Origin of the sequence: Nonomuraea solani, from assembly GCF_900108335.1 — a bacterium.
Lineage (GTDB): Bacteria > Actinomycetota > Actinomycetes > Streptosporangiales > Streptosporangiaceae > Nonomuraea > Nonomuraea solani.
Window position 1 is genome coordinate 42,930 of record NZ_FNVT01000037.1, and the last position, 20,012, is coordinate 62,941.

Sequence of the window (20,012 nt, forward strand, 5' to 3'; positions counted from 1 at the left end):
GCGCGTCAGCCGCCGGCCATGGCGCCGACGATGAGGAAGGGCTCGGCTCCTGTGCAGATCATGCTGGGCAACGGGGTGTCGGGCGGGTCGAAGGAGACGTCCTCGCCACAGGCGAAGAACTTGACGAGCGCTCTGCGCCGGCCGGTGGCCTGGTCGCGCAGCGTGCCCCGGAGCATGGGGTAGCCGGCTTCCAGGGCGTCCAGCAGCAGTCGCTGCGTGGCGGCCGCCTCGCCGTCGAACCGCAGCGTCACCTCACCGTCGACGCACGCCAGCCGGCGCAGATGTGTGGGGAGCACGACGCGGATCATGGCAGGACCTGCGCTTCCACGGAGAGGACGGCGGGAAGGTGCCTGGCGATCGCCTCCCAGGAGTCGCCCTCGTCGGCCGAGGCGAACAACTGCCCTCCCGTGGTGCCGAAGTAGACGCCGCACGGGTCCAGCGAGTCGACGCTCATCGCCCCGCGCAGCACGTTGACGTAGCAGGGGTCCTCTGGGAGGCCCTTGGCCAGCGGCTCCCATTCGTGGCCGCCGAAGCGGCTGCGGAAGACACGCAGGTCGCCGTCCAGGGGATAGTGCTCGGACTCGCTCTTGATCGGCACGACATAGACGGTGTCGGGCTCGTGCGCGTGCACCACGATCGGGAAGCCGAAGGCCGTGGGCAGGTCGCCGCTGATGTCCCGCCAGGACTCGCCTCCGTCGTCGCTGCGGTTGACGTCCCAGTGCTTCTGCATGAACAGCACGTCGGGGCGGGCAGGATGCATCGCGATCCGGTGCACGCAGTGCCCGACCTCCGCCCGTGGGTCCGGCAGGTCCCGCGAGTACAGACCCCGGTTCTTCGGTACGAACGTGGCGCCGCCGTCGTCGGACCGGAAGAGGCCGGCGGCGGAGACGGCGGCGAAGATCCGTCCGGGACGGGTCGGATCCAGGGTGACGGTGTGCAGGCAGAGGCCGCCGCCGCCCGGCTCCCACGTCGGCGCCGACTCGTGCTCGCGCATCGCCGTGAGCTCCGTCCAGGTCGAACCGCCATCAGAGGTACGGAACAGCGCGGCGTCCTCGACCCCCGCGTACACCGTGTCAGGGTCGGCCGGCGAAGGCTGGAGCTGCCAGACCCGGGCGAACTCCCACACGTGGGGCGTGGCGTCCCCCCAATGCCAGCGGTGCGTGCCGGGCGGGCTCTGATAGGAGAAGTCGTTGCCCACCGGCCGCCAGGTCCGGCCGCCGTCGTCCGAGCGCTGGACCACCTGGCCGAACCATTGCGTGGACTGCGAGGCGTAGAGCCGTTGCGGGTCGGCCGGAGAGCCTTTGACGTGGTAGATCTCCCAGCCGGGGAAGTGCGGGCCGGTGATGTCCCACTGCCGGCGGGCTCCGTCGGCGGTCAGCACGAAGGCCCCTTTGCGGGTGCCGACCAGCAGCCGTACCCGGCTCATCGGGGCCCTCCCGCCGATGTCAAAGCCTGCGCGTCCAGCGTCCGGGAGAGCATACGGTCGCCCACCCGCGTACGCAGGATCACCTTCATGTCCTCGCCACGAACCACCCGCAGGGTCCGTTCGGCCGTCCAGCCCGCGAAGCGGAACTCGCCCGCGCCCCGATGGACGAGCCCGTAGACGGGCTCGCCGTCGAGATACAGGGCCAGTCCGCCGGCGTGCCGGTCGACACTGGCCGGCACGCCGGGCTGGTCCCGCAGGAAGGCGCCCTCCGGTTCCTCCCAGGAGCGGAAGGATTCGGGCATCGTGAAGCGGCAGCGCAGTGCCTCCAGGCCGCCGGGGGCCGGATGATCCGCTTCGGGCTCGAAGATGGTGTTCTCGTGCACCGCGGCGCCGTGGAAGACGGGCGGGAAGAGCGACAGGAGCGCGGGGGTGGCCAGCGAGTCGATGACCAGGTGCACGCGGACGGTGTCACCCGTGTTCTGGACCATGTGGCCACGGGTGAAGTCGGCGTACCAGACGGTGCCGGGCTGCCAGCAGTGGACCTCGTCCGCGATCGTCAGCGTCGCCTCGGGCATGGTCACGATGGGCACGTGCAGCCGGGCCGATCCCCAGGGCAGCCCCACCTTGGTGTCGCTGTGCACCGGCGTGCGCGCTCCGGGGCCCAGCGCCATGAGGCGCACCGACGCGAGCCGCGCCGGGATCGCCTTGAGCACCTCGGCCAGATAGGGCAGGCGGGTCAGCCAGGGCGTGTCGGCGAAGTCCGCCAGGTCCGGCCCTCCCGCGTCGCCTCGATCGCCGTCGCCGCCGATGCTGCGCAGCGGGATGGTCCTCCAGTCGAGCTTGGTGGCGTAGTCGCCGATCCCCTCGCCCGACACGATGCGGATCTCCTTCCAGGTCGTGGCCCTGATCTGTTCGAGGTCCTCCAGCAGGCGCGCGACGTCGAAGGAGAGATCGAGCCGGGCGGTCGGCGGCAGCGTCGCCAGAATGGGCGCCTGGGGCCAGGGATCGACGGCTGACATGTGCTTACCTCCGTACTCGCTCGTCAGCGCGGGCGTGCCGTTACGAACATGTGGTTCAGGCCGCGTAGCGTGCCCGTCGGGCGTTGCACCGGCGGCTCGGCGAGGGTGATGCGGTAGCGCTCGCTGAGCTGGGTGAGCACCGGCATGTGCAGCGACTGGGCGAGATGCGCGCCGATGCAGGCGTGCACGCCTTTGCCGAAGCCCAGGTGCGGGTTCGACTCCCGGGTGAAGTCGAGGTCGTCCGGCCTGCTGAAGACGGCCGGGTCCCGGTTGGCCGCGGCCGGCACGAGGAGGACCTCCGTGCCCCGGAGAATCTCCTTGCCACCGAGCGTCACGGTCTCCGCGCAGCCGCGCGTGTCCACCTGCACGGCGCCGGAATGGCGGATGAGCTCGCTATAGACCTGGTTGGTCACCTTGAGCGGCTCTTCGCCGTTGAGCAGATTGCGTTCGACTAGCGTGCGGGTGATGCAGCTCAGGGTGCTGCTCGACGAGAGGAAGCCGGCGACGAACATCTGGCGCAGCGCGTTGAGCACGTAGCCGGTCAGCGGGCCCGTCTTGGTGAAGTCGACGTGTGCGAGCAGCCCGGTGGGAGGCGGGTTGATCGCGTACGGCGCCAGGACGCTCGTACAGTATCTGCGCGCCTCGACGCCGGGCTCCAGCAGGCCAGGGTTCAGCCCGAAGTCCATGCTCAGGACCAGGCGGCGCTGGGCCTCGTGGAACTTGGCCTCCTCGCCGAACTTCGGGATGCCGAAGAACAGGCACATGCTCTTGAGGGCGAGGGGCTCGTTGAACTGCTTGACGAAGTCGAAGCGCTCCGGGTCCAGAGTGCCGAGGAGTTCGTCGGCGACCTTCGAGCAGTCCTCGACCCACATCGAGATGTCGAGGTTCCGCATGGCCTCGATGAGGATGTGCCGGACCTCGGTGTGCTCGGGAGAGTCCAGCGTCTGCAGCCCGAGAATATCCTCGGGAGCCTCTTCGCCGATCTTCCGGTAGTCGTTGATGAACGTCTGCGGGTCACCGAGGATGCGGACGCAGTCGTCGTACTTCGTGACGATCCAGGCGTGGAGCTGCTCGTGCCAGTGGACCGGATCCTCGCGCTGCAGGTGCCGATAGACCGAGTACGGGTCGGCGAGCATGCTCGGCGAGATGGGTGAGAAGATCTCCATGCTGTACTCCCCTGGATGTCAGACGACGAAGACCGGGCCGCAGCCACCGTTCTTGACACGGCGGCTCGGGCGTCCGAACGGCGGGCTCTTGCGGACGATGGCCGCGGGCACGGTGTCGCTGACCGCGAAGTAGCCGTAGTCCACATATGTCGGCTCACCTGCCAGCGAGCCGTCCTTCACGATGGAGGTCATGGTCGGGTGCGACTTCGCCATCCGCTGCACCAGCCACGCCTCACCGGCGGCGACGGCCTCGTCGAGGGCCGTCAGCCACCGTGCGGGCTCGCTCTCGCAGCCGATCGTCACGCCCCGGCCGCCGTAGCCGGCGCCCGGCTTGAGCACCAGTGACTCGCGGTTGTCCGCACACCACTTCAGCAGGTCCACGCGGGTGCCGTCGACCTCGGCCTGAACGTCTTCCACGACGCGCGTCCAGGGCACGAACGTCCCGAGCACGTCTCTGATCCCGGACGGAAGGTTGCCCGCGTCCAACTCCTCGGAAAGGGTGGCGAGGATGGTCTTGTTGAGGGCGATCGCGTCGTCGAGATCGTCCACGATCAGCACGCGTCCCGCGCGTCCGGCGGCCAGGATCGGGGCCAGCATGGGGTAGTTGCCGACAGGGTCGGGCTCTTCGCCGGCGACCCGGTACAGCAGCGCGCAGCGCTCGCCGGCGTAGGCCACCCCGCCGTCACTGACGTCGAGGTCCTCGACCGCGGCGGCCTCCGCGCGCAGGCCGTGCCGGCGCAGCTCCTGCGACAGACCATGGCAGTCGTCGCACGCCCCGCCGAGGTCGGCCTTGAACTCGATGACCAGGACGCGGGCCTCGGACGGTGACTCGCCCGCCTCTGCCAGCCGTTCTCGCAGGTAGGCGGCGAGCGCGCCGACGACGTCGGTGCGCTGCGCTCCCCGTTTCCGCAGGAAGTCGCCGATGAGGGGCGACTCCTCGAAGAGCCGTCCCAGGATGTCGGCGTCGGGCATGTAGCCGCACGACGAGCCGGCGTTGGGCTCGACCATGGTGATGCCGTCGTCGTGGATGACGACGTCGGGCCGCGCGATCGTCATCCAGCGCGGCCTGCGCGCCGCGTCGACGTAGCGGAACGTCGGTTCCTCAAGGCGCAGCGCCTCCGCGAGCCGGTGCCAGGAGCCTCGCAGGCGGCCCTCGAAGATCAGGTCGAGCGCCTGCTGGAAGGCCCGGTGGCAGCGGGCGAAGCGGTCGGCCACCTCACGGGGAACCAGCGCGGGCGGCACCGGCATGCGGTCGCCGACACAGCAGCTGAGGCGGCTCTCACGCAGCCCGGCCAGCGCGTCCTCGGCGTCGTCGAAGTACGCCGCCAGCTCGGTGGCATGCTCCTGCGCATAAGCCTGCAATTCGAAATTGAGCGCGTGAATTCGCTGCTCTAAGGTCTGCACCGGCTCTCCTCGGGAAATCTGGTACGTTGTGCCGCCCCCTGCGCCAACCGCGGACAGGGGGCGGCCGCTCATTTGTCACGTCATTGTCTGGCGCGTTTCATTTCAGTGGCGGTAACGCATGGTCCACCTCCTTGACGGACAGCGTAGCTGGCGGGCGCGTTTTCCATTCCCGCGGAAGCCGAACGGTCAAGCGATTTCCGGCTTTTCCAGAGGAATGGCTCAGCAGCGGACGCAGCAACGGCCCGCGCCTGCCTCCAAGGCCTGCTGGTGGCGTTGTGACCACAGCTCGTCCACCGCTGGATCAGGGTGTTTCCAGTCGTAATAGAAGCCACGGTCGATCAATTCGACGCCGTCCAGCCATGGGGAGCCGAGAAGAGGCGATCCCTTGTAGAGCAGCAGCCGGGTCTGGCGCGCGGTCGGATCGACGGCGATTCCCGTCTCGTCCAGGAAATCGTCCAGGGCTCGGATCTCGTCCAGGCCGATCCAGGGCGTGAAGGTGATGAACGAGGGGCGCAACTCGATACCGGCGGCATTCGCCACGCGAATGGCCTTCTTGATGCCACGGACGTCTATGCCCTTGTCGAGGATCTGCAGGAGCCTGTCCGACGGGAACTCCAGGGCCGAGGTCACCACCCGCAGGCCCAGCTCCGTCATCCGGTTGAGCTCGGCCTCGAATTCCAGAATGTGGTCGAAACGGGTGGTGAGCTCGAACGTCACCGGTCCGAGCCGCCTGGCCACCGCCTCCATGACGGTCAGCGCGTGGCGGCGCGTGTTGAAGAACTCGGCGTCGATGAAGACGAAGTGCCCGGCTCCCTGGGCGGCGAGCTGTGTCGCGTCCGCGAGGACGACGTCCGGATCGATCGGGATGGCGGCGACACCGTAGGCGGCGTAGACGGCGCAGTAGCTGCAGCGGTGATGGCAGCCGCGGGTCGCCTCGATGTTGCCCAGCAGCCCGAACGTCGTCCTGTGCGCCGGATACTGGCTGATCGGCGGGAACAGGTCGCGGGCCGGCACCTGCCACTGCCGTGCCGCGTGCCGCTTGGGCCTGACCCGGTGACCGGCGGTGAGGACGCCAGCGAGCCGATCCACCGTGACCTCGCCACGGGCGAAGGCGATGAGGTCGGCGGCCATGCCCTCGGGCTCGTCCACGATCACGCCGTCCGCGGTCCGCGCCAGGGTGGCCACGTTGAGCCAGGCGTACTGACCGAAGACGAGCACGCGCCGCGCTCCCAGAGCCTTGAAGATGGCGGCCAGCCGCGCTCCCGTCTCGATGCCCTCGAAGGAGGGAATCGAGATCAGCACCAGGTCGAAATCTCCGCCGGGAAAATCGAGGGGAAATCCGCCCGCGTCCCATCCGGTCACTTCGGCGCCGGCGGCGCGCAGAGATCCTGCCGCACTCGCCGCCAAAATCGGCTGCAACTCGGCTTCGAATGCGGAAACAATGGCCACCGACGGAACGCTCATCGAAAGTACGCCTCCCTCGGCCGGATTTTCGTGCACCATTCTTACATCGATGTCGGCGGTATCGACATGTTCGCGTTCGGCGGGAATTAAGTGGATTTTCCCGGCGTCGCCACGACCGTGGCTTCTGGAATGTAATCCGGCGCCGGCAGCAACGCTCGCTTCGGCAGCAGCGGGCCCGCCATCGCGGTGGTAATCAGTGCCATGAGGACCATGAGCGTGAACATCGCGCCGTCCAGGACGCCCAGGCTCACCCCCACATTGAGAATGATCAGCTCTGTCAGCCCGCGCGTGTTCACGAGAATTCCGAGAGTCGTGGACTCCCGCCAGCCCATGCCGGTCATCAGCGCCGGACCGGTGGCGCCCACCATTTTCCCCAGGCAGGCGACGACGACGATGGCCGCCAATTCGAGATATTCGACGCCGGTCAGCGCGCCGATGTCGACGCCGAGCCCGGTGACGATGAAGAAGACGGGCATGAGAATGAGGCTGACATGGTGGAGGGGCACTTTGAGCCCCTGCCGCAGCACCTCGGCGGGCTCGCGCGGCATGGCGACACCGAAGGCGAAGGCGCCGAAGATCGCGTGGATGCCGATGAGCGTGGTGGCGTACGACGAGATGAGCACGCCCGCGCAGAGCAGGACGATCAGGAACGGTGACACGCGTTCCCTGGCCCACCGGTCGATCACGGCCTTCAGCAGTGGGCGTACCAGCAGCGCCATGACCAGGACGTAGACGGCGGACAGCGACAGCGTCTGGAGGAAGTCCGCCAGGTCACCCGACGTGGCCAGCGCGGCCACGAGGGCCAGCAGGCACCAGGCCAGCACGTCGTCTATCGCGGCGCTCGCCAGCGCGAGCGCCCCGACCCTGGTGAACATGAGCCGGTTGTCGGCCAGGATCCTGGCCAGGACGGGGAACGCGGTGATCGACATCGCGGCGCCCAGGAACAGCACGAACGCGGCGAGCGGCACCCGCTCCCCGCCGACCACGGCGTGCCGGTCGTACAGGAAGAAGCCCAGGCCCACGCCCAGGCCGAAGGACAGCGCGATCGAGGAGAGCGAGACCGCGGCGGCCGTCTTCTTCTGCCGGCCGATCAGCTGCCGCTCGAACTCCCATCCGACGCCGAACATGAAGAACAGCAATCCCACCTGGGCGATCATCTTCAGGTGCGGCCGGGCCTCGTCGGGGAAGATCACCTCGGTGGGGTTGCCCGGCAGGAGGCCGAGCAGGCTCGGGCCGAGCGCGATGCCCGCCAGGATCTCGCCGATGACGACCGGCTGGCGGAACCGGGTGACCAGCCGTCCCAGCACGGCCCCGACGATGAGGATCAGCGCGACGTCCACGATCACCATGGCGCCGATCAGTTCACTTTTGTCGTGCATGCCTACCCCTCAGCGGACGCTGCGTCCTACTTGGTCTCCATCGGACGAGGGGTCCGGATGAGGCTCGGGTCGTCCATCTCGATCGGGGCCCTCGTCGCGGGCTGCCCGTTGCCTGTGCCTGAGCAGGAGGTCGGGGCCGGCGGTCCGGGCTCCTGCTTGAGCGGCACCGCCAGGGCCCGCCCCACGAGGAGGACGCCCAGCACGGCGGCGACACCGCCGCTCAGTGCTATCACCGCCGAGACGGGTACCGCCAGTGCGACCGCGCCCGACACCGCGGGGCCGATTCCCTGCACGGTCATCAGGCCCGTGCTGCGCAGGCCGAAGGCCAGGCCGCGCTTGCCGTCGGGGATCGAGTCCACGAATCGCAGCTCAAGGCCCAGGTCGTAGGCCAGCCCGATGCCGCTGAGCAGCAGGAACGCACCGGTGATCACCACGGGCAGGTTGAAGACGAGCGCGATCAGCGGCAGTCCGGCGACGAGGGGCAACCACAGGGTCAGCCGGTCACGCAACCGCGCGTCGGTGACCCTGCCGAAGAGCAGGTTGCTCACCATCATGCCGACCGCCAGGCAGGCGAGCAGCACGCCCGCGGCGGAGGCGGAATAGCCGTTCTGCGCCGTGTACGGCACGATCAGCGCTTCGGCTCCCGTCACCAGGCCGGGCGGGATCCACTTGGCGAGCATCAGCGTCCGGACGGACGGGGTTCCGAGAAGCTGGAAGTTCTGCCGCCAGCTTTCGGCGAACATGGAAAGCCGCCGTTGCGGCACCAGGGCGCCGCCGGGCGCCGGAGCGGAGGGGAAGTCGGGCAGCCCGAGCCGGATCATCAGAACGCTGGCGATGTGGAAAGCGGCGCTGATCACGATGGTGGTCTCCGCGCCGAACGCGGCGACGCTGAAACCGGCCAGCGCGTTGCCGACCAGCTGGGCGGCCAGCGGCGCGCTGCACCACAGCGCGCGGCCTTTGACGTAGTCGTCGCCGCTGAGCACGTCGGCCACCAGCCGGCTCGACGCGCCCTGGTAGAGCGGGGTCACCAGGGCCACCGTCGCGACCAGGACCAGGCTCACCGCCACCGGCGGGTGTCCCAGGCCGATGATGAGGCCGGCGCTCGCGTCCATGGCGAACAACGTCGCGAGCAGCGGCCGGGGCCGCAGCCGGTCCGCCAGCGTGCCGAGGAAGCTGGAGCCGAGCATCTGCGGGACGAACGTGATGCTGTAGGCGACGGCCGACAGGAGAGGCGAACCGGTGGCGGCGAAGACCGAGACCGCCAGAGCGAGCGCCCGGACCGCGTCGCCGGTGACGGCGAGCGTTCGAGTCAGGAAGAGCACACGGAACGCGGGTCGCGCGAGAACACTCCGGTACGTGGAAGCTCGCCGCCGATCACTGATCTCTGCCATGCCGTCAGTATCTGGCGGCAGAAATCACCCGCAAGAGTTTCGTGCACCGCCGTAAGTCTATGCGTTCTCGGTGTTCAACACGGAAGATCGGCAACAATTCGAATCTTCCGAATGCTCCAATTGACAGGCGAAGTTCTGCCATTTACTGGCCACCTGGCGGGCGATTGTCGCGACGGACTGACGGCAGTGCTCCGGCATGGTGTCGAGGAACGACTCCAGGTCTTTGGTGTCGATGGCGTGCAGATGCAGCCAGCGCAGGAAAAGCCGGCCGGCCTCTGTGTATTTCAGCGATGGATCTTTCGTCAGCCGCGCGAGTATCGCCTCCAGGCAGACGGCGTCCTTGGCCAGCGCGAGCTGTGAAGTCGGCTTGTCGGCCGCCGCCAGAGGGAGCGCGCGGCCGTTCGCTTCGCGCTTGTGCGGAACGGGATCGTCGCCGCGCAACATTCTCTGCCGTACGTCGTGGACCGTCGCCAGGGAGACGCCGGAGGCCTTCGCGACCTTGCGCAACGGCATCGTCGGTGCGTCCTTGAGGATCTCCGAGGCACGCCGGCGGCCGTCGGCAGCGTTCATCGGCCGCATTCTGCCGTCCAGGCCCAGCCGCTCGTTCGACTGCGGCAACTCCGCACTCGAACGGATCGCCCGAACGGTCCGGTCGGACAGTCCCGTCCGCGCGGCGACGGCCCGATCGGACCAGTGGGGATGAGATCGGATGATGCGCGCCACGGCGGCGCGCCGGTCCGCGTGCGTCAGCGGCATGCCATGCGTGACGTTGCGCTCTACGGAAATGACGAACGCGTCGTCGTCGGTGCCATCGTAGAAGTGCGCGGTGATGACTTCCTTGCCGTTCAATTGCGCCGCGCGAACACGGTGCGCACCGTCGATCACCCGCATCGTCGTTCGCTGCACGAGAATCGGCGGCAGCTCCGCGTCGATCTCCGCCAGGCGTTGCACGTGCTCGCGGTCCTGACCGTACAGACGTGGAGAGGCTTCCAACACGAGCTGGTCAAGTGGCACCAGGGCCACCGGGCACCGCTCCCCCGGGAAATGATCGATAGAGATGGCTTCTGACACGTGTTGCTGTGCAGTCCGACCGGACTGGTCGTGCGGCTTCTGCATGGACGCCCCCGCATGGAGTCCCACATCGACTGGCCAACCAGCGAGGGTTATTTTGTCATCCATGTAATCAATTGAGTAGCTCCGGAACCCGCTGTTCAGATCGCTTTGACATGTGATCTGTGGTTCATGGGTTCGAATTCGGCCCGTCCTGCCGCTACGACCTGCCGCTTTACGCGGATCCGCGGCCGCGTCATCCGATCGTGCGTCACGCCAAAGTCGCACTCCTGTTCGACCTTTCCGCTTGGCGCGGGGCGGCGAGGTCGTGGGCGGAGCGGGCCAGCCAGATCATGATCAGGACGCTCGCGACCACACCGAGAGCCTCGACGGCGCTTCCCTCCGCCGGGAGCGGCATCGCCACCAGCACCAGAAGGATCGGTGCCACGAGGGAGGCGATACCGTACACGACGGTCGCCGTCCCCCAGCGGTCGTCATACCCTTGGGCCCGCAGGGCCAGCGCCAGCCAGGCCAGGCACGCCAGGCCGCAGATCAGCTCCAGCCCCTCCAGGATGGGCCCGGCGGTGAGGTCGACCACGCTGATGACGGTGAACCCGCCGTACCCCAGCACTCCCGCGCCCCGCATGTAGGGCCGGTCGCCGCCCAGCACCCGCATGAACAGCAGCACGACCACCCACATCACCGCAGAGTCGATCACCGTCGCATCCACCCCGGCCAACGACGCGATGACGTGGCCCAGCCACGTGGCGGCCGTCGCGACGTAGAACGCCACGCGCAACCGCAGCGTCCTCTGGTCCTGGTCGGGCGGCGGCCCCGCCAGCGGCCCGCGCAGGACCTGCCAGATCCCCCAGGTCCAGAACACCCCGGCCAGGACCAGGAGGAGCAGGTTCTGCCCTGTCGCCGTGGCACCTTCGGTCACGGGCGTGAACAGCGTCAGCCACCACAACGGGCCGAGGTTGCCGGAGATCAGGGCGGCGACGACGGCGAATGTCAGCGCGGCGGCGTACAGGCCGGCGACGAGCAGGGCGGGCCGGGCTGAGCGGTGACGACGTAACACGGGGCGCTTCCTGGGGGATCGGAGGAGATGAAGGAGAACGCCTCACCCTACAATCGATCATGACGAGTGACGTCAGGCGGAGGGCGTGTCCTCTCTTTGTCCTCCCTATGTCCTCCTTGTGTCAGGGTCATGTCGCCGTCGCACCCTCACGACCGCGACGTGAATCCGCCGCCGAGGGCGTCGGACACATGATCCAGCAGACGTGGTCGGGTCAACGTCATGGGCTGGCACACGCTGGACCCGGAGGGGTTACGTGATCCCGGTTCCAGGCGGGTTATGACCGCCTGCTTCCCGCCGACGACATGTTCGCCGAACACGCCACGACCGGGCCGGAGCACTGGGCCGAGGACGGGGTGCGCCCGGCCTGACCGGAGCCTCTCCTCAGAGGAACACGCGAGCGACCTCCAGCACCGATCGCGGTTTGGCCGCCCCCGCGGCGGCGTCGAGATCGGCGTATTCGCTGCCCCCGGCTTCCGCCTGCTTCAGCACGGCGTCGAACGCCTCAGGAGTCCGGATGGCGATGAGGACGTTCGCGTCGGCCACGGCGAGATGAGCGATCTGGTGGGCGATCGTCCAGCCCACGGCCGGGGTCGGCCTGGATCAATCGGCGTGCGCTGAGACCAGCGCGTCAAGCTCACCCCCTTCAGCCACCAGGTCGGGCAGAGCCCGATCGCGCTCCACACCGGACATATCAAGGCCATAGTCCAACATCGGTGCCCCCTCCACACGTAGTTGATCAAACGTGGTCAGGCCAAGCGAAGATCGCCGTGTCGCAAGCGTCACAGGAGAAGGGAATTATGCCGCGTCTCTGAGCAAAAGCGCTGATCAGGAACGTGCAACAACGTCAAAAAGGCTTCACGTGAGCGGCGGATCGAGCATCCTGGCATGGCCAGAACCTGCCCGAGCAGAGCTCTCATTCGCTGGTCCCCCTTTCCTTGAAGAGGTCCTCGTGACTCGGTATGCCATCGACCGTGCCCACAACACGCTGCTCGCACAGTGGGACACCGGTATCGGCGACACGGCCACCATCGTGGCCCGGCTTACCCACGACCAACTCCACCAGAACACCCGCCGGCTCGCCGCGGAGCTGACCCGCCTGTCGCACGTCTGCTGGCGCTCGTACACCCACCCCGCCAACGCCGCCGACCGGCACGGCCCCCACAGTCTCGGCTGGCACCGGCAACAGGAACGCGACGCCTTCACCAAGATCCTCCCCATCCTGATCGCCACCGCGCGACCCGCCGACCAGCCGATCGGCACCAAGGTCGAGCAGGCCGCCCACGCCGTCGCCCATACCCTGCGCGTGCTCGACACCTCGCAGCTCACCACGTACGTCACCACCGACGTCGCCGCCGAACTGGCCGCCATCGAACAGGCCGAACGCGGCGACCTGTCCGAACGCGCCCAGCAAGCCGTCACCCTCAGCCGCGAGGACACCTCACCCCTGCAGATCTCCCAGGCCGACACCCTCCTGCACGACAATCCCTTCGGCAGCCAGGCCCTCTTCACCGAGGTGGATCCCACCGCGGCCGCCATCGCCGCCGCCCACTGGTTCTACGCCGCCGTCACCGTCACCGCCCAGCACACCGGCCTGCACCCGATCCAGGTCATCGCCGGCGCCGCGCAGTCCGACAAACCCCTCGCCATCGAGAGCCTCACCGACATCACCACCGCTCTCAACGCCGGCGCCCGCACCCGGCACGTGGTCATGCCCCTCATCCGCAACGCCCTGCACGTCGCCGACGGCCACGTACGCGGCATCCGCGACATCCAGCACCGCATCGCGGCCGTCCAGGAACTGATCGGCAAGACGCACACCGACCTCGGCCCGGACGCCGTCTACCTGCCCCTCACCTCGCTCGACCCCGCCCGGCCCGCTCCCGACCTGCTCGACAACCTGCTCCACGGCATCCACACCTGCTGGCACCTCTTCCAGCACCACACCGGCCTTCAGAGCCCCGCCTCCGAACTCCGCCGAGCGTTCCTCACCGCGACCCGGCAAGAAGCAGCCGCCCGGACCGAACGGCTGCTGTAGCACCCGAGCATGAACGCCGGGGTCCGGGGTCAGTCGCGGCGGGTTCGGAGCAGGGCGGCCATGAGGAGGGCGCCCAGGGCTACGAGGACGGCGGCGATGGTGAGCGCGAGCGCGAAGCCCTCCGTCGCGGCGCCCGGTGAACCGGCTTGGGAGTCGCTGTGGCGTGCGCTCACGGTGACCAGGACCGCGATCCCGACCGCCCCGCCCACCTGCTGCACCGAGGTGAACAGGGCCGAGCCGAGACCGGCGTTCTCCTCGGTGGTGCCCGTGACGGCGGCCGCGGTCAGGACCGGCAGGCTGAGGCCGCATCCCAGGCTCGTGACGAGCATGCCGGGCAGCACGCCGGTCGTGTACGGGTCGCCCGCCGCCACGCCGGACAACATCAGCAGGCCGGCCGCGCTGACCAGGAAACCCAGGACCAGAGTCCAGCGCAGGCCCAGCCGGGTCAATGCGCGGGCGGACAGCCACATGCCGGTGAGGATTCCGGCGCCGTAGGGCAGGTAGGCGAGGCCGGCCTGGAGCGGGTCGTACCCGAGCACGGTCTGCAGGTGGATCATCAGCAGGAACGCCATCGCGTACATGGCCACGGAGAACAGCAGGGTCGCGCCGTTGGCGACGGCCCGCGTCCGATGGACCAGGAACGACATCGGCACCAGCGGCTCGGCCACCCGCGACTCCACGGCGACGAACCCGGCGGCCAGGACGGCGGCCGTCAGGAGAGGAGCGATGACGGCCGCGTCCGCCCAGCCCGATTCGCGGGCCTGGAGCAGGCCGTAGACCAGGGCCAGCACGGCGGCCGTGCCCAGCAGGGCGCCGGGTACGTCCAGGCGTGGCCGGCGGGTGGCCCGGCTTTCCGCGACCAGGCGGGGCATCAGCGCGAGGGCCACCGCCGCCACGGGCAGGTTGATCAGGAAGATCCAGCGCCAGGAGACGAGGTCGGTCAGTACCCCGGAGATCACCAGGCCGCTCGTGCCGCCCAGGGCCGCGACGGCGCCCCAGACGCCCAGCGCTCTGGTGCGCTCCTCGTCGCCGGGGAACAGCAGGGTGATCAGGGACAGCGCGGTCGGCGCCGCCATGGCCGCGCCCCCGCCCTGGACGAACCGCCCGGCCACGAGCTGCCACGGCTCCTGGGCGAGCCCGCAGGCCAGACTCGCCACCCCGAACAGGGCCACCCCGAACAGGAAGACGCGGCGCCGGCCCAGCAGGTCGGCCGCGCGGCCGGCCAGCAGCAGCAGCCCGCCGAAGGCCAGGAAGTAGGCGTTGACGACCCAGGCCAGGCCCGCGTCGCCGAAGCCCAGTTCGTCGCGGAGGCTGGGCAGGGCGACCGACACGACGTTGTCGTCCAGGATCAGCATGAACTGTACGAAGCACAGCACGACCAGCGCCGCCCGGGGACGGCCGGGGGACACTTGCGTAGAGGGGTCATTGATCAGCACCCGACGACGCTATGCGCTGCCTCCGATTGGCCACAATCCGCGACGAGGCCCGACAATAGCGTGATGAGGACACGCCCGGAGAACATGATCGAGGCCGTCGACACCGCCGTCCCCGCGTCGGCGGGGGTGATCGTCGTCGGGCACTTCCCGCTGGAGTCCGGGCAGTGGATCTCCCCGCACAGCCACACCCACCACCAGCTGGCCTGGACGCGCAGCGGGGTGCTCAGCGTCGCCGTTGACGACGCGTACTGGATCCTGCCGCCCACCCGGGCCCTGTGGTTGCCGGCCGGAGTCGTCCACCGGACCGGGGCGACCCGCGACGCGGTGCTGTGCAGCCTCTACCTCGACCCGGAGCGGTGCGCCGTGGACTGGGCGGAGCCCACCGCGGTCGGCGTCGACGGGCTGCTGGCCCACCTGATCGCCCACCTCGCCCGGGAGGACCTCTCCGACGACGCGCGACTGCGGGCCGAGGCGGTGGTGCTGGACCTGCTGCACCCGCTGCCGGCCCTGCCGATCGACGTGCCGCCGCCGGTGGACGACCGCGTGCGCGCCGTGGCCGACGCCCTGCTGGCCGACCCCGCCGATCCCCGGAGCCTGGAGGCGCACGCGCGGGCCATCGGCGTGAGCCGGCGCACCCTGACCCGGCTGTTCGTCCGCGACACGGGGATGAGCTTCGACCGCTGGCGCACCCACATGCGGCTGCGCGCCGCCCTCCCGCTTCTCGCCGAGGGGCGGCCGGTGTCGCAGGCCGCGCACGCCGTCGGCTACGCGACCCCGAGCGCCTTCCTCGCGGCGTTCCGCCGCACCGTCGGCACCTCACCCGGCCGCTACCTCAACGGGGACGCCGATTCGGGCAAGGGCATCACGTACGGCTGATCGTCCTTGACCTTACGCGATCAGTTGTCGGATGCGTGGGAAGGCACCCTGGTGTACCGGTTGGCGACGACCGCCAGGAGCGCGCCTGCCATGGCCGCGGCGGCCGCCGTCGCGAAGGCGGTGGCGCCGGTGTCCTGAGGGCCGGTGAGGCGGCCGGCGACGGCGGTGCCCAGTCCGTAGCCGGCCCACATGAAGGTGTTGAGCCAGGCGAAGACCTCGGTGCGGTAGCGGGCGGGGGCGTGGTCGGCGAGCAGTGTCGGCACGGCGGCGTCGCGCGGCCCGGTCACCAGTCCGACAACGGTGATCAGTACGGCGAGCGTCACGAAGCCGGGCGCCCAGCCCGCGCCCAGCAGGACGGCCGCCTCCGCGAGCGGAAGCACGACGAGCAGGCGCCCGCCGGTGATGGGCCAGGCCCGCGCGCCGTAGCCGAGGGTGCCGAGGAGGGCGCCGGCCGACAGCAGACCCATCAGCACGCCGGCGGACGCGGCCGAGCCGTAGGTGTCGGCCGAGGCGACCGTGGCGATGCGCAGGCAGCCGAAGGTGAACGTGCCGGAAGCGGCGATGATCAGCAGCAGCAAGGTACGCCGGTGGGTGAGCGGCCCGGCCAGGTGAAGCCCGTTCGGCGGGGCGGGGGCGACCTGCCTCACCGCGGCGGAGGCCAGCAGCAGTGCGGTGCCGAGCAGCACGGCGGCCCCCGCGGCCGCCACTACGCCGTAGGCCGGGATGAACCAGGTCAGAACCGGTACGAGCAGCGGGCCGGCGATGAACATCAGCTCGTTGACGGCGTTGTCGACCGCGTAGGCGGCGGGCAGGGAGGCGGCGGGGACGAGGCGTGGCCAGGCGCTCCTGATGACCGACCCGGCGGGCGGGGTGGTGGCGCCGAGCAGCACCGCGGCACCGATCATCAGAGCCGGCGGGGCGAACAGGAGCAGGGCGTAGGCGAGAGTGTGGGCGGCCAGGTAGCCGGTCAGGGCGGGGCGCGGGCCGTACCGGTCGGCGATGCGCCCGCCCAGCGGCGCGCACAGGGCCAGGGCGAGGGCGTGGCCGGTGAGCACGAGCCCGGCGGTGGCGTAGGAGCCGAGCCGGCCGACGGCGTCCAGCAGCAGGGCGAAGCTGAGCACGGGTGTGCCCAGCTTGACGATGAGCCCGGCGACGAGCAGGTGCGGGACACCTGGATGGGTGAGTAAACGACGATAGGACGCGAACACGGCAGCTCCGTTACCATCTAACTGGATTACGCCTATGACACACGGAGAGGTGTTACTAGTCAAGTGGAGATAGCCTGTAACGTGACCCGGCAGGCTCCGCTGATCGCCGAGCTGGTCAACCTGGCGACGGCGCGCTGGCGGGGCGGCGCCTCGGTGCGACCGCCGACGGGCGAGGACCTGGTGACGGCGTTCGCGGCCCAGCTCGGAAAACCAACCCTGCGCTCCGTCCCGGACGCGGGCCCGCGCCTGGCCGAGCTGGCCGCCGAGCTACGGCGGGCGCTGCTGGCCGACCGACCGGCCGACCAGGCCGCCCACATCAACGCCATGATCCGCCGGTACGGCGCGCAGCCGTACCTCGTCGAGGACGTCGGTCAGCCCTTCCACCTGCACTTCCACGGGTCGGGCGGCACGCAGGTGGAAGCCTTGGGCGGCGAGTTCGCCACGGCGCTGGCCCTGATCGTGGACGGCTACGGCCCGGACCGTTTCGGGGCATGTGAGGCGCATCAGTGCGAGGCGGTCTACATCGACCTGACCCGCAACGGCTCGCGCCGCTACTGCAGCGCGGCGTGTACGGCCCGCGCCAAGACCGCCGCCTACCGCAGCCGCCGCCATCCATGATCAACCGGACAGCGGACGGTCACACCTTGTGCCGGACGGACCTTGACCCGTCCGAGCGCCGGCCGCGCCCGGACGGGTCATGAGGTCAGAGCCGGTCGAGGATCTTCTGGAACTGCTCCACCTCGGCCTGCTGCGCGGTCTCTATGGTCTTGGCCAGTTCTTTGGCCGTCGGGTCCGCGCCATTCGCCTGTTCGGTGCGGGCCATGTCGATCGCGCCGTTGTGATGGGCGATCATCTGCTCCGCGAACAGCTTGTCGAACTTCGTGCCCTTGGCCGCCTTGAGCTTCGTCATGTCCTCATCGGACATGATGCCGGGCATGTCGTGCCCCATGCCGCCCTCGGGCGCGGGCTTGCCCCAGCCGGTCAGCCAGCCCTTCATGGTCTGGATCTCGGGGTCCTGAGCCGCCTTGATCTTCGTGGCGAGCTCCTTGACCTCGGGGTCGCTCGCGCGCGTCGCCGCGAGGTCGGCCATCTCGACCGCCTGCTCGTGGTGCGGGATCATCATCTGCGCGAACATGACGTCCGCGTCGTTGAAGGTCGCCGAGGGCTGCGCGGTGGTGGCGGCCGGCGTGCTGCTGCTGCTCATTCCTTCGTGCCCCGCCATGGAATCGCCGTTCCCACCACAGGCGGTCACCAGGGCAAGGGCACCTGTGGCCATGGCGATGGACATTGTGCGGTTGATACGCATGGTTGTTTCTTCTCTCGATGTGTCGAACCGTCGGCCTGTACGCGGGCAGGCTCGAAGCCCGTCCCGCACGAGCCATCGGCCTATATGCGCAACATCGAGAGAATCGCCAGCCGCCGGGACATGAGCTTCGGCGGTGGCCGGGCGACCTGCCGGAGGGCCGACAGCGGCCCCCTCCCGGCACCGGTCCGTCGTCGCACGCTGATCCACGCGGTGGCCAGCAGCAGGACGATGAACGACACCAGGATGGCCAGGCACACGTCTGTCGGGTCGAGGCCGGGCATGCCACGGTCGGGCACGAACGCCTGAAGCCCGGCGGGAACCACCGGCGCGGCTTTCACGACATGGACACCACCACCGTGCCCGCCGTTCACATGGCCCAGGGTGTGCATGCCGGATATGCCCAGGACGAGGGCCACGAGCAGGACGGCACGCGCTATACGGAATCGCCGCATAACCCCACCGCCCTTCCCTGAACATCAGCACGTCACAGTGTTGCCAGTGTACTAAGGAAGCTCGTAGTTCGCCTCTTCCACGGCATCACGCACCATCATGACTCCATCGGCGGCCGCATCGGTGCACTTCCTCGGGCGCTCGAACCGCCGGTTCAGACGCAGGCGTCCAGGATCACCATGACAAGACGGCGGACGGCGTCATCGGACGGCAGTTCCCTGGCCGCCGCGACGGCGTACAGGCAGTAGGTCGCGAGCTCGTCAGGGGCGACGTCGGCACGCAGGACGCCCACACCCGCCCCTTCGGCCAGCAGATCCCGCACCATGTCGTGGAGCCGCCGCTGAGCGTGCCCGACCTGCTCGTCGCGGTGCAGGAACGCCATCAAAGCGCCGTCCCCGTGCCGGCGAGATCGCCGTGAGATGTGCGCGTACGTCTCCAGCACGGCCCGCAGCCGCGCGGCGGGCTCGCCGGCCTGGTCCCGCACCTGCGCCAGGTGTTCGAGGTGGCCGGCGATCTGCCGTTCGTGCCAGGCCAGCAGGATCGTCTCGACGTCGGGGAAGTACTTGTACAAGGTCGCGCGCCCGATGCCGGTCTTCTCCGCGATCTGGGACATCGTGACCGATCGCAGCCCGTGCTCGGCCACGAGCGCCGACGTGTGCATGAGGATCGCCTCGCGTACGTCACGGCGATGCGCCTCGATCGTCTCGTTCCACAGCTTCGGCACCTCTTGAGGATACGCCCGCCAAGGATCAATACATGATGTATTGATAGAGACACCATGTTTGGCAAAAGCGGAAGGACGGACACATGACAGACTGGCCACCCTGCTGGCGGTGTACAAGCCACGCGGCCGGCTCCGGCCATGACGAATGGCTCCGCGCCGTTCGACGCGGAGCCATTCCCGATCGTGCTACTTGAAGCGGCGCAGCCGGAGGCTGTTGCTGACCACGAAGACGCTGGAGAACGCCATCGCCGCGCCCGCGATCATCGGGTTCAGCAGGCCCAGCGCCGCCAGGGGCAGGGCGGCCACGTTGTAGGCGAACGCCCAGAACAGATTGCCCTTGATCGTCGACAGCGTGCGCCGGGACAGCCGGATCGCGTCGGCCGCCACCCGCAGGTCACCGCGTACCAAGGTCAGGTCCGAAGCCTCGATGGCGGCGTCGGTGCCGGTGCCCATGGCCAGCCCGAGGTCGGCCTGGGCGAGCGCGGCGGCGTCGTTGACGCCGTCGCCGACCATGGCCACCACCTTGCCGCCGGCCTGCAACTGCTTGACCACGTCCACCTTGTCGGCGGGCAGCACCTCGGCGATGACCTCGTCGATGCC

General features: G+C 69.3%; 19 protein-coding genes and 1 pseudogene. 3 read left to right on the top strand and 17 right to left on the bottom strand.

The window, feature by feature from the left end; translation table 11 throughout:
* Window positions 1-5: 5 nt before the first annotated feature.
* The 11 genes and pseudogenes from C4V41_RS57165 to C4V41_RS63715 all read right to left on the bottom strand — a co-directional run.
* The gene (locus C4V41_RS57165) at window positions 6-296 is read right to left on the bottom strand and encodes a MoaD/ThiS family protein (RefSeq protein WP_235031037.1); all 291 of its coding nucleotides are present in this window, start codon (window positions 294-296) and stop codon (window positions 6-8) included.
* Window positions 297-304: 8 nt separating this feature from the next.
* Window positions 305-1,426 carry a WD40/YVTN/BNR-like repeat-containing protein gene (locus C4V41_RS57170; protein ID WP_103964455.1) on the bottom strand — a complete coding sequence of 374 codons (1,122 nt, stop codon included), beginning with the start codon at window positions 1,424-1,426 and terminating at the stop codon, window positions 305-307.
* Entirely contained in the window at window positions 1,423-2,445 is a 1,023-nt protein-coding gene (locus C4V41_RS57175) for an aspartyl/asparaginyl beta-hydroxylase domain-containing protein (protein ID WP_103964456.1), read from the bottom strand. The genes C4V41_RS57170 and C4V41_RS57175 overlap by 4 nt, the downstream gene beginning before the upstream one ends.
* 23 nt (window positions 2,446-2,468) lie before the next feature.
* A complete protein-coding gene (locus C4V41_RS57180; protein WP_103964457.1) occupies window positions 2,469-3,611 on the bottom strand; it encodes a cytochrome P450 in 1,143 nt (380 codons plus the stop codon).
* An 18-nt stretch (window positions 3,612-3,629) separates the two neighbouring features.
* The gene (locus tag C4V41_RS57185) at window positions 3,630-5,015 is read right to left on the bottom strand and encodes a hypothetical protein (protein WP_103964458.1); all 1,386 of its coding nucleotides are present in this window, start codon (window positions 5,013-5,015) and stop codon (window positions 3,630-3,632) included.
* Between the two features lie 219 nt (window positions 5,016-5,234).
* Window positions 5,235-6,479, bottom strand: a complete 1,245-nt coding sequence (locus tag C4V41_RS57190) for a radical SAM protein (protein ID WP_160150762.1) — start codon at window positions 6,477-6,479, stop codon at window positions 5,235-5,237.
* A gap of 86 nt (window positions 6,480-6,565) precedes the next feature.
* Window positions 6,566-7,858 carry a cation:proton antiporter domain-containing protein gene (locus C4V41_RS57195; RefSeq protein WP_103964460.1) on the bottom strand — a complete coding sequence of 431 codons (1,293 nt, stop codon included), beginning with the start codon at window positions 7,856-7,858 and terminating at the stop codon, window positions 6,566-6,568.
* A 26-nt stretch (window positions 7,859-7,884) separates the two neighbouring features.
* Entirely contained in the window at window positions 7,885-9,249 is a 1,365-nt protein-coding gene (locus C4V41_RS57200; protein WP_103964461.1) for an MFS transporter, read from the bottom strand.
* 57 nt (window positions 9,250-9,306) lie between these two features.
* A complete protein-coding gene (locus tag C4V41_RS57205; protein ID WP_160150763.1) occupies window positions 9,307-10,365 on the bottom strand; it encodes a ParB/RepB/Spo0J family partition protein in 1,059 nt (352 codons plus the stop codon).
* Window positions 10,366-10,570: 205 nt separating this feature from the next.
* Window positions 10,571-11,377 (bottom strand): hypothetical protein, encoded by an 807-nt coding sequence (locus C4V41_RS57210; RefSeq protein WP_103964463.1) that lies wholly within the window; start codon window positions 11,375-11,377, stop codon window positions 10,571-10,573.
* A gap of 381 nt (window positions 11,378-11,758) precedes the next feature.
* Window positions 11,759-11,965, bottom strand: a pseudogene (locus C4V41_RS63715) (maleylpyruvate isomerase N-terminal domain-containing protein); the annotation flags it as partial.
* 361 nt (window positions 11,966-12,326) lie between these two features.
* On the opposite strand from C4V41_RS63715, the gene C4V41_RS57225 reads away from it, so the two are divergent.
* The gene (locus tag C4V41_RS57225) at window positions 12,327-13,412 is read left to right on the top strand and encodes a hypothetical protein (protein ID WP_103964464.1); all 1,086 of its coding nucleotides are present in this window, start codon (window positions 12,327-12,329) and stop codon (window positions 13,410-13,412) included.
* Window positions 13,413-13,441: 29 nt separating this feature from the next.
* Here C4V41_RS57225 and C4V41_RS57230 read toward each other — a convergent pair whose 3' ends face one another.
* The gene (locus tag C4V41_RS57230) at window positions 13,442-14,848 is read right to left on the bottom strand and encodes a DHA2 family efflux MFS transporter permease subunit (protein WP_235031038.1); all 1,407 of its coding nucleotides are present in this window, start codon (window positions 14,846-14,848) and stop codon (window positions 13,442-13,444) included.
* Window positions 14,849-14,911: 63 nt separating this feature from the next.
* Between C4V41_RS57230 and C4V41_RS57235 the strand changes: the two genes are divergently transcribed.
* Window positions 14,912-15,724: an AraC family transcriptional regulator gene (locus C4V41_RS57235; RefSeq protein WP_200824974.1), complete on the top strand. Its 813-nt coding sequence runs from the start codon at window positions 14,912-14,914 to the stop codon at window positions 15,722-15,724.
* A gap of 20 nt (window positions 15,725-15,744) precedes the next feature.
* On the opposite strand, the gene C4V41_RS57240 is transcribed toward C4V41_RS57235, so the two are convergent.
* Window positions 15,745-16,932, bottom strand: coding sequence for an MFS transporter (locus C4V41_RS57240; RefSeq protein ID WP_103964466.1), 1,188 nt, complete (start codon window positions 16,930-16,932; stop codon window positions 15,745-15,747).
* An 81-nt stretch (window positions 16,933-17,013) separates the two neighbouring features.
* Here C4V41_RS57240 and C4V41_RS57245 point away from each other — a divergent pair, with 81 nt between their 5' ends.
* Complete coding sequence (locus C4V41_RS57245) at window positions 17,014-17,550, top strand: CGNR zinc finger domain-containing protein (protein WP_200824975.1); 537 nt, start codon at window positions 17,014-17,016, stop codon at window positions 17,548-17,550.
* An 85-nt stretch (window positions 17,551-17,635) separates the two neighbouring features.
* Here C4V41_RS57245 and C4V41_RS57250 read toward each other — a convergent pair whose 3' ends face one another.
* The 4 genes from C4V41_RS57250 to C4V41_RS57265 form a co-directional block, all read right to left on the bottom strand.
* The gene (locus C4V41_RS57250) at window positions 17,636-18,307 is read right to left on the bottom strand and encodes a DUF305 domain-containing protein (RefSeq protein WP_235031039.1); all 672 of its coding nucleotides are present in this window, start codon (window positions 18,305-18,307) and stop codon (window positions 17,636-17,638) included.
* Window positions 18,308-18,318: 11 nt separating this feature from the next.
* Complete coding sequence (locus tag C4V41_RS57255; protein ID WP_103964469.1) at window positions 18,319-18,690, bottom strand: hypothetical protein; 372 nt, start codon at window positions 18,688-18,690, stop codon at window positions 18,319-18,321.
* A 152-nt stretch (window positions 18,691-18,842) separates the two neighbouring features.
* Window positions 18,843-19,412: a TetR/AcrR family transcriptional regulator gene (locus tag C4V41_RS57260; RefSeq protein WP_103964470.1), complete on the bottom strand. Its 570-nt coding sequence runs from the start codon at window positions 19,410-19,412 to the stop codon at window positions 18,843-18,845.
* Between the two features lie 186 nt (window positions 19,413-19,598).
* On the bottom strand, window positions 19,599-20,012 hold a 414-nt coding region (locus tag C4V41_RS57265; protein WP_146104220.1), incomplete at its 5' end, for an HAD-IC family P-type ATPase.

Coding starts and splice junctions, on each gene's coding strand:
- C4V41_RS57195 (WP_103964460.1), bottom strand. CDS start 7,858: ATGCACGACAAAAGTGAACTGATCGGCGCCATGGTGATCGTGGACGTC.
- C4V41_RS57255 (WP_103964469.1), bottom strand. CDS start 18,690: ATGCGGCGATTCCGTATAGCGCGTGCCGTCCTGCTCGTGGCCCTCGTC.
- C4V41_RS57190 (WP_160150762.1), bottom strand. CDS start 6,479: ATGAGCGTTCCGTCGGTGGCCATTGTTTCCGCATTCGAAGCCGAGTTG.
- C4V41_RS57235 (WP_200824974.1), top strand. CDS start 14,912: ATGAGGACACGCCCGGAGAACATGATCGAGGCCGTCGACACCGCCGTC.
- C4V41_RS57170 (WP_103964455.1), bottom strand. CDS start 1,426: ATGAGCCGGGTACGGCTGCTGGTCGGCACCCGCAAAGGGGCCTTCGTG.
- C4V41_RS57200 (WP_103964461.1), bottom strand. CDS start 9,249: ATGGCAGAGATCAGTGATCGGCGGCGAGCTTCCACGTACCGGAGTGTT.
- C4V41_RS57175 (WP_103964456.1), bottom strand. CDS start 2,445: ATGTCAGCCGTCGATCCCTGGCCCCAGGCGCCCATTCTGGCGACGCTG.
- C4V41_RS57205 (WP_160150763.1), bottom strand. CDS start 10,365: ATGCAGAAGCCGCACGACCAGTCCGGTCGGACTGCACAGCAACACGTG.
- C4V41_RS57180 (WP_103964457.1), bottom strand. CDS start 3,611: ATGGAGATCTTCTCACCCATCTCGCCGAGCATGCTCGCCGACCCGTAC.